A 12083-nucleotide genomic window follows, 5' to 3' on the forward strand; every position below is an offset into this window, starting at 1 on the left:
CGTGTCCGGCTCAGGAATGGGCCCAGTCCCAATAGAGCTTCCGCGCCTTGGTGTAGAACGGCCCGGGCTGCAGGTGCCGGTCCTCGATCCGGGTGCAGGGCAGCACCTTGGCGAAGTTGCCGGTCTGGAAGATCTCGTCCGCCGCAGCCAGCTCCGCCGGGCGGATCGCGCGCTCGACCACCTCGACCCCGTCATGGCGCAGCAGGTCGATCACCCGGCTGCGGGTGATGCCGGCGAGGAAGGTGCCGTTCGCTGCCGGGGTGTGCACCGCCCCGTCCTTGGCCATGAAGATGTTGGCGGTGGCGAATTCGGCGACGTTGCCGATCGGGTCCAGCATCACCGCATTGGTGAAGCCGCGCTGCTTCGCCTGGCGCATGGCGAAGCCGGATTGCGGGTACAGGCAGGCGGCCTTGGCCAGGGTCGGCGCCATCTCCGGCGACGGCCGGCGCAGCCCCTGGGCGAAGCAGGCGGTGTCCTCGCCCGGCTGAGGCAGCGCCGATTCATAGATCGACAGGCAGAAGCGGGTGGCCGCCGGGTCCGGCTCGATCCAGCCATCCTCGGCCCAGAACATCGGGCGGATATAGACCGCGGCATTGGCGGGAAACTTCGCCAGACCTTCGCGCGCCAGCGCCTCGATCTCCTCGGCCGTCCGGGTCGGCTCGAGGCCCATGAAGCGGGCCGAGGCGACGGCGCGGACGCAGTGGCGGTCGAGGTCCGGCGCCACGCCTTCGAAGCCCCGGGCGCCGTCGAAGATGATCGAGGACATCCAGGCCGCGTGCGACAGCGGCCCCATGATCGGAGGATTGCCCTCCTGCCAGGTGCCATCGAGGAAGGTCAGCGCGTATCTCGCCATTGGCCCGTCCGATCCCGTAAAATTGACCATCGGAGCATAGGCGACCGGCACGGCGCCGCCAACACCGCCCGGTCGCAGCCCGGCCCCGTGTCGCGATGGGCCTATTGGCTGGACCAGACGATGCGGGCCTTCCAGACGATGTCGGACAGCTTCAGCGACTGCGCCGCCTGGTCGCCCGTGAGCGGCCGCAGGTCGATGCGGTTGGCGCTGATGCGCGCCAGTTCGCCCACCAGCAGCGCCCCGGCGGACGTCTTCACCAGCACCCGGTCGCCGCGCCGCAGCCCGGCGGTCGGCGACACGATGACGATGTCGCCGTCGCGGTAGATCGGCGCCATGCTGTCGCCGGCGATCTCCAGCGCATAGGCGTTGGGATCGGACAGGTTGGGGAAATCGACCTCGTCCCAGCCTTTCCCGGCGGGATGGCCGGTGCCGTCGAACTGCCCGTCGACGGCGGCCTGGCTGTGGCCGATGATCGGGATGCGGCGGGCCGGCAGGCCCGACCCGTCGTCGATCAGCCGCACGAAGGCCGCCATCGAGCTGCTGGTCGCATCCAGGATCTTGGCGATGCTTTCGGTCGAGGGCCAGCGCAGCTTGCCGTCGCTCGACTGGCGCTTGCTCGGGTTGAAGGTGGTGGGATCGAGTCCCGACCGGCGCGCGAGGCCGGAGGGGGACAGCCCGTTGAGCTTGGCCAGACGGTCGATCGCCGCCCAAATGTCGGCGTGTTTCAGCATGGGAACAATGTCTCCCAACAGGGTTCCAGCGTATCTAGGAACATTTTCATTTATAAAACTTGCCTAAAAATCGACCGGATAGTTTTCCTAAAATTGCTCGCCCCATCGTCCGCTCTTGCCTCTTTTGAAGGAAGTGGCCCCCACCACATTTCACATTGTACAAGGCAAGCCATGCGCGCGCTATGACCCGAAAGGGACAGAAGCGAAGCTTTTCTTCCCTTCACCCTCATGCAATCGACGCATTCGCCGCCTGCAAAAGCAGTCAATCGGCGGACAGGAGGGGCGCCCCTTCCAACGCCGACAATCGTCCGCGCGCGACCGGTGCGCCGATGCGCCGCGGCCACACCCGGCCGTCGGCGATGCGGCCGCGACAGGCGCGGGTTGGCAGCGACGCCAGATGTCGGTATCCCTGCGGCCATGCTCCGCCTCACGCCCCTGATCGCCATGCCGATCCGCACTCTCCGCACCGTCGCCCTGCTCGTCGTCGCCAGCCTGGCGGCGCTGCCGGCCGGGGCGGCCACGGTCGACACCATCGCCAAGCAGGCGATCCTGATCGACACCACCACCGACACGGTGCTGATGGAGAGGGATGCGGATGCGCGCATGCCGACATCATCGATGAGCAAGATGATGACGGCCTATCTGGTCTACGACGCGCTGCGGGACGGGCGGATCACGCTCGACACCAAATTCCCGGTCAGCAAGAAGGCCTGGCAGACCGGCGGGTCGAAGATGTTCGTCCAGATCGGCGACAGTGTCCGGGTCGAGGACCTGCTGCGCGGCCTGCTGATCCAGTCGGGCAACGACGCCGCCGTGGTGCTGGCCGAGGGGCTGTCGGGGTCGGAGAGCGCCTTTGCCGACCGCATGAACGCGATGGCCAAGACCCTGGGCATGAACGGCAGCCATTTCGTCACGTCCAACGGCCTGCCCGACCCGGAGCATTATTCGACCGCGCGCGACCTGGCGACCCTGGCCAGCCGCATGATCCAGGACTTCCCGCAATACTATCGCTACGAGAGCGAGAAGGAATTCACCTGGAACAAAATCAAGCAGGGGAACCGCAACCCGCTGCTGTACCGCGACATGAATGTCGACGGCATCAAGACCGGCCACACCGACGCCGGCGGCTACGGCCTGACCGCGTCGGGCGTGCGCGACAACCGCCGCCTGATCCTGGTGGTCAACGGCCTGCCCAGCATGCAGTCCCGTGCCGATGAGGGCGCCCGCCTGCTGGAATGGGGCTGGAACCAGTTCCGCCTGTACCCGCTGTACAAAGCCGGCGCCACGGTCGACGAGGCCACGGTCTGGCTCGGCGCCGAGGACAAGGTGCCGGTGACGGTGGCAGAGGACCTGGCCATGACCATGCAGCCGGCCGATTTCGACAAGGTCAAGGTCACCGCCCGGTTCCAGGAGCCGATCGAGGCGCCGATCGCCAAGGGCCAGGTGCTGGGCGAGTTGGAGATCGCGCCGCCCGACGGGCCGGTGCGGAAGGTGCCGCTGGTCGCCGCTCAGGACACGCCGAAGGCGTCGATCTTCCGCGCCATCGGTATGAAGCTGGGGCTGCTGCTGGGGCTGTAGGCCCCGGGCGGCCAATCCACGCCCGGCGTACCCGACCCCTATAGCCGACGGCTTCGATCAGGTCGGCGACGCGTTTCATCAAGTCCGCGCGCCTCTGCCGCGTACCATCCCTGCATTCGAAGCCCGCCCGCAGAGGCGGGCCGCGGCGAGGATCACCCGGCGGCGGATGCAGATGCCAGCGAACAACCCGACAGGACGCCCGGACCAGGCGGCGATCGACACGCCGCTGCGGCTGCATCGCGAGGCGGTGCCGGCAGACTGGACCGACTACAACGGCCATCTGAACGACGGCTACTACGCCGTGATCTTCAGTCACGCCACCGACGCCTTCCTCGAATATGCCGGGATCGATGCCGCCTACCGGGCGCGCAGCCGGCGCACCGTCTTCACCGGCGAGATGAAGATCCGCTACCGGCACGAGGTGCGGGCCGGCGACGAGGTCACGATCGAGACCCGGCTGACCGCGCTGGACGCCAAGCGCTTCACCCTGCAGCACCGCATGGTCCATGCCGCCACCGGGACCGCCGTGGCGGACAGTGAGGTGCTGAACCTGTCGATCGACGCGACCGGGCCGAAGGTCGCGCCGTTCGAGGCCGAGATCCACGACCGTTTGAGCGAGATCCGCACCGCCCATGAGGCGGCCGCGGAGGACGAGAAGGGCTGACCCACGCCCCCGTCCGACCAGACCAGACAGGAGGCTAGAGATGACGAGCGCAAGACGTATCCTTTTCGCAGCGGCGGCGATCGCCGCGCTGGCCCCGACCGGGGCCGCCCTGGCCGACGACGCGGCCTGCAAGACGGTGCGGATGTCCGATCCCGGCTGGACCGACATCACCTCGACCACCGCGCTGGCCGGCACCGTGCTGAGCGGCCTGGGCTATACGCCGAACGTCAACCTGCTGTCGGTCGCGGTCACCTTCGAATCGCTGAAGAACGGCCAGATCGACCTGTTCCTCGGCAACTGGATGCCGGCGCAGACCGAGATGGTCGACCCCTATCTGAAGCAGGGGGTCGAGCTGGTCGGCACCAACCTGGCCGACGCCAAGGTGACGCTGGCGGTCAACCACGAGGCCTATGAGGCCGGGGTCAAGGACTTCGCCGACCTGCAGAAGTTCGCCGACAAGTTCGGCAAGTCGATCTATTCGATCGAACCCGGTTCCTCGGCCAACAAGAACCTGTCGACCATCATCGGCAAGAACGAGTTCGGCCTCGGCGGCTGGAACCTGGTCGAGGCCAGCGAGCAGGCGATGCTGTCCCAGGTGGATCGGGCCCAGCGCCGCGGCGAATGGGTGGTGTTCCTGGGCTGGGCGCCGCACCCGATGAACATCAAGTACAAGATCGACTACCTCTCCGGCGGCGACGCCTATTTCGGGCCGAACTACGGCGGCGCCACGGTGCGCACCCTGGTCAACCAGAAATGGATCTCGGGCTGCCCCAACCTGCAGAAATTCGTCAAGCAGCTGACCTTCGACCTGAACACCGAAAACCAGATGATGTCGATGATCCTGGACGGCGGCATGGACCAGAACGCCGCCGCCAAGAAGTGGCTGAACGACAATCCCGATCTGTTGACCAAGTGGCTCGACGGCGTCACCACGCTGGACGGCAAGCCAGGCCTCGACGCGGTGAAGGCCTCGCTGAAGGGCTGAGATGCCGGGGCGGCGGCTGTCTCGCCGCCCCCACTTTGCTAGGACGCGGCGGCTGCCCGCCGCTCCGCCTACCCACGCCGGAGGATGGCCGGCGCATTACCGAAACGTAAGTACGCCGCGGCTCCCTTTCAAAATATTCTCTCGACCGGGTCATTCGCCCGCGGCACCGTCAGGACGTGCGACGTGCCGACGGGAGCGTGCGCAGGCTCTCTTCCGGCGTGGTCCATTTCGTCACGCCTGCGATCCGACGTCCGAGAGCTTCAGCCGCACATGCAGATCCTTCTGATCGAAGACGACCTCGAAACCGCGCAGCACATCATCAGCAGCCTGCGCGAGGCCGGCCATGTCGTCGAGCATTGCGTCACCGGCGCCGACGGGCTGGCCCGTGCTTCGGCTGCCCGCCCGGGCAGCCATCACGGCCTCCTGATCATCGACCGTATGCTGCCCGACATCGACGGAGTGAGCGTGGCCCGCCGGCTGCGCGCCGGCAATGATGCGGTGCCGATCCTGTTCCTGACCACGCTGGGCGGCGTCAGCGACCGGGTCGAGGGGCTGAACGCGGGCGGCGACGACTATCTGGTCAAGCCCTTCGCCCTGGCGGAGCTGCTGGCCCGGATCGACGCCCTGGCCCGCCGGGCCGGCGCCGCCGCGGTCGAGACCTCCTTGAAGGTCGCCGACCTCGAGGTCGATTTGCTGAAGCGCACCGCCATCCGGGCCGGCCAGGCGATCGACCTGCAGCCGCGCGAGTTCAAGCTGCTGGAATACCTGATGCGGCATTCCGGCCAGATCGTCACCCGCACCATGCTGCTGGAGCATGTGTGGGAATTCCATTTCGAGCCGCAGACCACGGTCGTCGAGACCCATATCAGCCGGCTGCGCAGCAAGATCGACCGCGGCTTCGACGCGCCCTTGCTCGATACCGTCCGCGGCGTGGGGTATTGTCTCCGTGATCCTGGCTAGACTCGTCCGAACGGCTACTTTTCGGCTGGCGGCCGGTTTCGCCGCGCTGTTCAGCGTGTCGATCATCGCGGTGTCGAGCATCGTCTATGTCGCGATGACGCGCTATTCGGACCACCAGATCGACCTGTCGATCTGCTCCGAGATGAAGGCCGTGCGGGATGCGGTGGCCGGCGAGGACCCCGCCGACGTCGCCAAGGCGATCAACGACCGCGTCGCCGACATCGACCCGGACTATTTCTACTACGTGCTGCAGGACCGGGCCGGCCACATGCTCGCCGGCAACCTCCGCCCGATCGCCGGGGCCGCGGGCTGGAGCGACATCCCGCTGGAATCGACCGACAGCGGGACCAAGGAGACGCGCAACGTCCGCGGCCTCGGGGTCGACCTCGACGACGGGCTGCAGTTGTTCATCGGCCGCGACACCCACGACCTCGACGAACTGCAGGAGGGCATCACCCGATTCTTCCTGGCCGGGGCGGCGGCGACGGTGATCCTGGCCCTGGCCGGCGGGCTGGTGCTCAGCGCCCGCTTTCTGCGCCGGGTCGAGGCGGTGAACACCGCCACCCGCCACATCATGGACGGGCATCTGCACGAGCGGGTGCCGACCAAGGGCAAGGCCGACGAGTTCGACCGCTTGGCCGACAATCTGAACGCCATGCTGGACCGCATCCAGCAGCTGATGCAGGGGCTGCACCAGGTCTCCAGCGACATCGCGCACGACCTGCGCACACCGCTGTCGCACATGCGCCAGCGGCTGGAGCTGGCGCGGCTGAAGGCCGCCTCGGCGCAGGATTACGACGCCGCGGTCGACCGCGCCGTGACCGACATCGACGGCATCCTGGGCGTCTTCGCGGCGCTGCTGCGGATCGCCCAGATCGAGGCCGGGGCGCGGCGCGAGGGCTTCGCCCCGGTCGACCTCTCCGGACTGTTCGAGACCATCATCGACACCTACGGCCCGGTGGCCGACGATGTCGGGCACCGACTGACCGGCACGGTGGCGCCCGGCCTGTCGATCCGCGGCGACCGCCAGCTGCTGACCCAGATGCTGGCCAACCTGGTCGAGAACACCATCCGCCACACCCCGGCCGGGACCGAGATCACGGTGTCGCTGATGCCGGGCCCGGCCGGCCTGGTCGGCATCGTCCGCGACACCGGCCCCGGCATCCCCGAGACGGCGCGGGAGAAGGTGTTCCAGCGCTTCTTCCGGCTCGACGCCAGCCGCATGACCCCGGGCAGCGGCCTGGGCCTGAGCCTGGTGTCGGCGGTGGCGCAGCTGCACGACGTCCGGGTGACGCTGTCGGACAACCATCCTGGCCTGGCGGTGACCCTGGACTTCGGCGACCTCGCCAAGCCGCAGGCCGTCGGTTCGGCCGGCCGGACCGCCGCGGCGGCGCGGCCGATGGGCGACGCGCCGCCCGCGGGGCACCGGCAGGGGGTTTGGGACCGGATGCGGATCCGAGGGACGGCGGACAGCTGAAACGGACACCGCCGCGGACTGTCACCGCGCCCGTCGCGCTTCCTTCAGCAGGTTGTCGCGCAGCGTGGTGACCGCCTTCTGCATCTTCGGGAACTCCTCGGGCGTCAGGCCCGAGGCCTTCACCAGATTCATCGTCAGGCCCTTCTCCCGGATGCGGCGGCCGGCTTCGGTCAGGCTGACGATCACCTGGCGCTCATCGGCGGGATCGCGCTGCCGGGTGACATAGCCCAGGCTCTCCAGCTTCTTCAGCATGGGGGTCAGCGTGTTGGATTCGAGGAAGAGCTTCTCGCCCAGGCCGCTGACGGTCTGCCCGTCCTGCTCCCACAGCGCGACGATCGCGATGTACTGGAGATAGGTCAGGCCGAGCTCCTCCAGGATCGGCTTGTAGGCGCGGCCATAGGCGAGGTTGGCCGAATAGATGGCGAAGCACAGGAAGTCGGACAGCTTGGGGTTCGGCGGATCGGCGGCGGTCATCTGGGGTCTCGCGAGCATGGGGTCGGTTTGTCGTTATATATCGGATGCGATTTAATCGGAAGATTGACATATCGGGTCCGCCTAACTTATATAACTCGCATCCGATTAGATCGGATACGATTTTGAGGTAACTTTCGGCAAGGACCCCGGCCATGGGCCAGATCGAAAACGTGCATCGGCGTCGAGATCAACCTGGTCCAGGCCGCTGCGCCGCAGCCCTCATCCCAGTCCTGTTGCCTTCCAGGCGGTGTCACCGATGACGCTCTCCATCCTCGCCTCTCTCACCGGCGTATCCGCCATCGCCCTGGCCGCCGTCAGCCGGTCGGTGCGGCGGGGCCGGCGCCGCATCCTCGGCGCAGCCATGGTCGCCGGCGCCGCGGCTCTCTGGCTCGGCTTCGGCGCCGACCTGCCGGCCCGCTGGTCCTCCACCGGCACCACCCTGGCCATGGGCACCACGGCCTATGCCGCGGCCCCTGCCCTGCCCGGCCCGCTGGGGTCGCTGCTGGGGGCACCGCAATGGCTGAACTCACCGCCGCTGCGCGCCGAGGACCTGCGCGGCAAGGTCGTCCTGGTGAACTTCTGGACCTATTCCTGCATCAACTGCCTGCGGGTGCTGCCCTATGTCCGGGCCTGGGCGGAGACCTACAAGGATCGTGGGCTGGTGGTCATCGGCGTGCACACGCCGGAATTCGCCTTCGAGAAGAATGTCGGCAATGTCGGCAAGGCCGCAGCCTCGCTCGGCGTCGGCTATCCCGTGGTGATCGACAACGACTTCAAGCTGTGGCGGGCCTTCGACAACGCGGCATGGCCGGCGCTGTACTTCATCGGCGCCGACGGCCGGGTCCGCGGCCGCGCGCTGGGCGAGGGCGGCTACGACCAATCGGAAAAGCTGATCCAGCAGCTGCTGTCCGAAGCCGGCGACGCCCCCATGCCCGACACCGCCGCCACCATCGCTGCCGCGGGGCCGCAGGTTGCGCCGGACGAATCGGATCTCGGCTCGGGCGAGACCTATCTCGGCTATGACCAGGCCCGGGGCTTCGCGTCGCCCGGTGGCGTCACCGCCGATGCCCCCAGCCTCTACCGCGGCGTATCGGCGCTGCCACTGAACCGCTGGAACCTGGCGGGGCTGTGGACGGTCGGGGGCGAGTTCGCGACCCTGGACGAGGCGTCCGGCCGCATCGCCTACCGATTCCACGCCCGCGACCTCCATCTCGTGCTGGCCCCGCCCTCTCCCGGCCAATCCGTCCGCTTCCGCGTCAGGATCGACGGCGCCGCACCCGGGGCCGACCACGGCTCCGACATCGACGCCGAGGGATGGGGGACCGTGCGCGACGATCGCCTGTACCAGCTGGTCCGGCAGGCCGGGCCGGTCGCGGACCGGACCTTCGAGATCGAGTTCCTCGACCCCGGTGTCCGCGCCTACGTCTTCACCTTCGGATAGGACTGTCGAGCACAGCAATCGGCTGCAAACCGCGGCAGTTCTGGGAAAGCACCGCCGCGGCCTCGACGCTAGATTGGCGGGCAAACTGTCCACCGACGGCCAAGCCACGCTGTGCCATCAAAGGAATGATCATGTCCGAAGACCTGTCCTCGCCGACCCGGCGTGGCTTTCTCGCCACCTCGGCCACGGCCATGCTCGCCGCCTCGGCCGCCAGCGCCTTCAGCCTGTTCCCGGTGCGCCAGGCCGCGGCCGCCAGCGGCAGCGGCATCCGCCCGTTCCAGGTCGCCGTCCCGGACGCGGACCTCGCCGACCTCCGCCGCCGCATCCTGGCGACGCGGTGGCCGGCCAGGGAGACCGTCGCCGACCAGTCCCAGGGCGTCCAGCTGGCGCGGCTGCAGAAGCTCGTCCGCTATTGGGGCACGGAGTACGACTGGCGGAAGGTGGAGGCAAAGCTGAACGCCCTGCCGATGTTCGTGACCGAGATCGACGGCCTCGACATCCAGTTCATCCATGTGTCGTCGAAACACCCCGATGCCCTGCCGCTGATCATGACCCATGGCTGGCCGGGCTCGATCCTGGAGCTGCTGAAGGTGATCGGCCCGCTGACCGATCCCACCGCCCATGGCGGCAGCGCCGCGGATGCCTTCCATCTCGTGGTCCCGTCGCTGCCCGGCTTCGGTTTTTCGGGCAAGCCGCAGGAGACCGGCTGGGGCTCAGACCACATCGCGCGCGCCTGGGGCGAGCTGATGGGCCGCCTGGGCTACACGCGCTTCGTCTCCCAGGGCGGCGATTGCGGTTCCGTCGTCTCGCACCGGATGGCGATGCAGCGGGTGCCGGGGTTGATCGGCATCCATGTCAACATGCCGGCGACCGTGCCGGCCGAGCTGCAGCCGCTTCTGGCGCAGGGTCTGCCGGCCCCGGCCGGCCTCTCCGCCAAGGAGAAGGCGGCCTATGACAAGCTGAACGACTTCTACAAGAACAACTCCGCCTATGCCGCCATGATGGTGACCCGGCCGCAGACCCTGGGCTATTCGCTGGTGGATTCGCCGGTCGGCCAGGCCGCCTGGATGTATGACAAGATCGCGCAATGGACCTTCAGCGGCGGCGACCCCGAGCGGTCGCTGACCCGGGACGAGATCCTGGACGACATCTCGCTCTACTGGCTCACCGACAGCTCGACCTCGGCCGCCCAGATCTACTGGGAGGACCATTCCAACAACTTCAACGCGGTGGACATCTCGCTGCCCGCGGCGGTGACGGTGTTCCCCGGCGAGATCTATCAGGCGCCGCGCAGCTGGGTTGAGCGCAGCTACCACAAGCTCATCTACTTCAACGAGGTCGACAAGGGCGGTCACTTCGCGGCCTGGGAAGAGCCCGAGCTGTTCAGCACCGAGATCCGCGCCGCCTTCCGGTCGCTGCGCTGATCCCGGCAACGCCGTGCCACCCTCCACTGGAGAGAGACGAATGTCCGAAGACATCAACCACCAGCGCCGCCGCTTCTTCGGCACCGCGGCCATGACCCTGGCCGCCGCCCAGCTCGGCATGATCGGGGCGGCCGAGGCGCAATCCGCCAAGACGGCTGCCGTGGCTGCGGTCAAGCCCGGGACGAACACGTCGTTCGGCCCGCTGAAGCAGGTCGATGCCGGCGTCCTGAACGTCGGATACGCCGAGGTCGGGCACCCCGATGGTCCCGTGGTCGTGCTGCTGCATGGCTGGCCCTACGACATCCATGCCTTCGTCGATGTCGCGCCCCTGCTGGCATCGGCCGGCTACCGGGTGATCGTGCCGCATTTGCGCGGCCACGGCACCACCCGCTTCCTGTCGGATTCGACGGTCCGCCAGGCCCAGCAATCGGCCGTGGCCAGCGACATCATCGCCTTGATGGATGCGCTCAAGATCCGGCAGGCGACCGTCGCCGGCTTCGACTGGGGTGCGCGGACGGCCTGCATCATGGCGGCGCTGTGGCCCGAGCGCTGCAAGGCCCTGGTCTCGGTCAGCGGCTATCTCATCAGCAATGTCGAGGCCGGCAAGCGCCCACTGCCGCCGAAGGCCGAGCACGACTGGTGGTACCAGTTCTACTTCGCCACCGACCGCGGCCGGCAGGGCTATGACGAGAACCGGCGCGACTTCGCGCGGCTGATCTGGCAGGAGGCTTCGCCGAACTGGGCCTTCGACGACGCCACCTTCGACCGCAGCGCGGCGTCGCTCGACAATCCGGACCATGTCGCCATCGTGATCCACAACTACCGCTGGCGGATGGGTCTGGCCGAGGGCGAGGCGCGCTATGACGATCTGGAGAAGCGGCTGGCCGCGGCACCGGTGATCACCATCCCGACGATCACCATGGAAGGCGACGCCAACGGCGCCCCGCACCCGGAGCCCGCGGCCTATGCCAAGAAGTTCTCGGGCCGTTACGAGCACCGGACCCTGACCGGCGGCATCGGTCACAACCTGCCGCAGGAGGCCCCGCAGGCCTTCGCCCAGGCGATCGTCGACGTCGATCGGTTCTGATCCGACCCAGCCGAAGGCCGCGTGGCGGATCGCGGCCGATCCGCCACGCCCCTCCGCTCATCGAAAGAAAGAGAGTCCCATGAACCGCCTGTCGACCCTTCGCCGCCTGGTCCTGGGCACCATGCTCGGCGCCGCAGGCAGCTTCGCCGTGTCCTGCGCCGCGGTGGCTGAGCATCTCAGCTACGCCCCCGCCCCGGTGGCCCCGCTGGCGTCCCAGCCGGCACCGGCCATTCACGTCGACACCCCGCTGCCGAGCCTCGTAGCGGTTCCCGACACCCGTCCCTGAGCCTTTGAGACGGGCGATCGACGGCAGCGCGGTCGGGGAGCCGGGCTGCCGCCCCTCCCCATAGCCACGCCTCCCCGCCGCGGTTACACTTCCCGGCATGCTGGACAGCCGGATTTCCCGTTT

The 12083-nt window shown here is 68.1% G+C and carries 12 protein-coding genes; 9 read left to right on the forward strand and 3 right to left on the reverse strand.

Annotated features, from left to right (window positions below):
- Positions 1-10 precede the first annotated feature (10 nt).
- Both AB4112_RS28240 and AB4112_RS28245 read right to left on the reverse strand, forming a co-directional pair.
- The gene (locus AB4112_RS28240) at positions 11-853 is read right to left on the reverse strand and encodes a branched-chain amino acid aminotransferase (protein ID WP_309798991.1); all 843 of its coding nucleotides are present in this window, start codon (positions 851-853) and stop codon (positions 11-13) included.
- 101 nt (positions 854-954) lie between these two features.
- Positions 955-1584, reverse strand: coding sequence for a S24 family peptidase (locus AB4112_RS28245; protein ID WP_309798988.1), 630 nt, complete (start codon positions 1582-1584; stop codon positions 955-957).
- 417 nt (positions 1585-2001) lie between these two features.
- On the opposite strand from AB4112_RS28245, the gene AB4112_RS28250 reads away from it, so the two are divergent.
- The 5 genes from AB4112_RS28250 to AB4112_RS28270 all read left to right on the forward strand — a co-directional run bounded on the left by AB4112_RS28250 (position 2002) and on the right by AB4112_RS28270 (position 7248).
- On the forward strand, positions 2002-3162 hold the full coding sequence (locus tag AB4112_RS28250; RefSeq protein ID WP_309798986.1) for a D-alanyl-D-alanine carboxypeptidase family protein: 1161 nt from the start codon (positions 2002-2004) through the stop codon (positions 3160-3162).
- 172 nt (positions 3163-3334) lie between these two features.
- Positions 3335-3826, forward strand: a complete 492-nt coding sequence (locus AB4112_RS28255) for a thioesterase family protein (RefSeq protein WP_441724392.1) — start codon at positions 3335-3337, stop codon at positions 3824-3826.
- Positions 3827-3866: 40 nt separating this feature from the next.
- Positions 3867-4811, forward strand: coding sequence for a choline ABC transporter substrate-binding protein (gene choX, locus AB4112_RS28260; protein WP_309798983.1), 945 nt, complete (start codon positions 3867-3869; stop codon positions 4809-4811).
- A gap of 270 nt (positions 4812-5081) precedes the next feature.
- The gene (locus tag AB4112_RS28265; protein ID WP_441724394.1) at positions 5082-5771 is read left to right on the forward strand and encodes a winged helix-turn-helix domain-containing protein; all 690 of its coding nucleotides are present in this window, start codon (positions 5082-5084) and stop codon (positions 5769-5771) included.
- A gap of 55 nt (positions 5772-5826) precedes the next feature.
- Positions 5827-7248, forward strand: a complete 1422-nt coding sequence (locus AB4112_RS28270; protein WP_441724396.1) for a sensor histidine kinase — start codon at positions 5827-5829, stop codon at positions 7246-7248.
- A gap of 21 nt (positions 7249-7269) precedes the next feature.
- Here the strand turns inward: AB4112_RS28270 and AB4112_RS28275 are convergent, their stop codons facing one another.
- Positions 7270-7722, reverse strand: a complete 453-nt coding sequence (locus AB4112_RS28275; protein ID WP_309798977.1) for a MarR family winged helix-turn-helix transcriptional regulator — start codon at positions 7720-7722, stop codon at positions 7270-7272.
- Between the two features lie 256 nt (positions 7723-7978).
- Here AB4112_RS28275 and AB4112_RS28280 point away from each other — a divergent pair, with 256 nt between their 5' ends.
- From AB4112_RS28280 to AB4112_RS28295, 4 genes are all read left to right on the forward strand, one after another.
- Positions 7979-9163: a thioredoxin family protein gene (locus tag AB4112_RS28280; protein WP_441724398.1), complete on the forward strand. Its 1185-nt coding sequence runs from the start codon at positions 7979-7981 to the stop codon at positions 9161-9163.
- 131 nt (positions 9164-9294) lie between these two features.
- Positions 9295-10587: an epoxide hydrolase family protein gene (locus tag AB4112_RS28285; RefSeq protein ID WP_441724400.1), complete on the forward strand. Its 1293-nt coding sequence runs from the start codon at positions 9295-9297 to the stop codon at positions 10585-10587.
- Between the two features lie 40 nt (positions 10588-10627).
- The gene (locus tag AB4112_RS28290) at positions 10628-11674 is read left to right on the forward strand and encodes an alpha/beta fold hydrolase (protein WP_441724402.1); all 1047 of its coding nucleotides are present in this window, start codon (positions 10628-10630) and stop codon (positions 11672-11674) included.
- Positions 11675-11753: 79 nt separating this feature from the next.
- Positions 11754-11960: a hypothetical protein gene (locus AB4112_RS28295; protein WP_441724404.1), complete on the forward strand. Its 207-nt coding sequence runs from the start codon at positions 11754-11756 to the stop codon at positions 11958-11960.
- The last annotated feature ends 123 nt before the right edge of the window (positions 11961-12083 follow it).

It is taken from the genome of Inquilinus sp. 2KB_23 (assembly GCF_052115705.1).
Lineage (GTDB): Bacteria > Pseudomonadota > Alphaproteobacteria > DSM-16000 > Inquilinaceae > Inquilinus > Inquilinus ginsengisoli_A.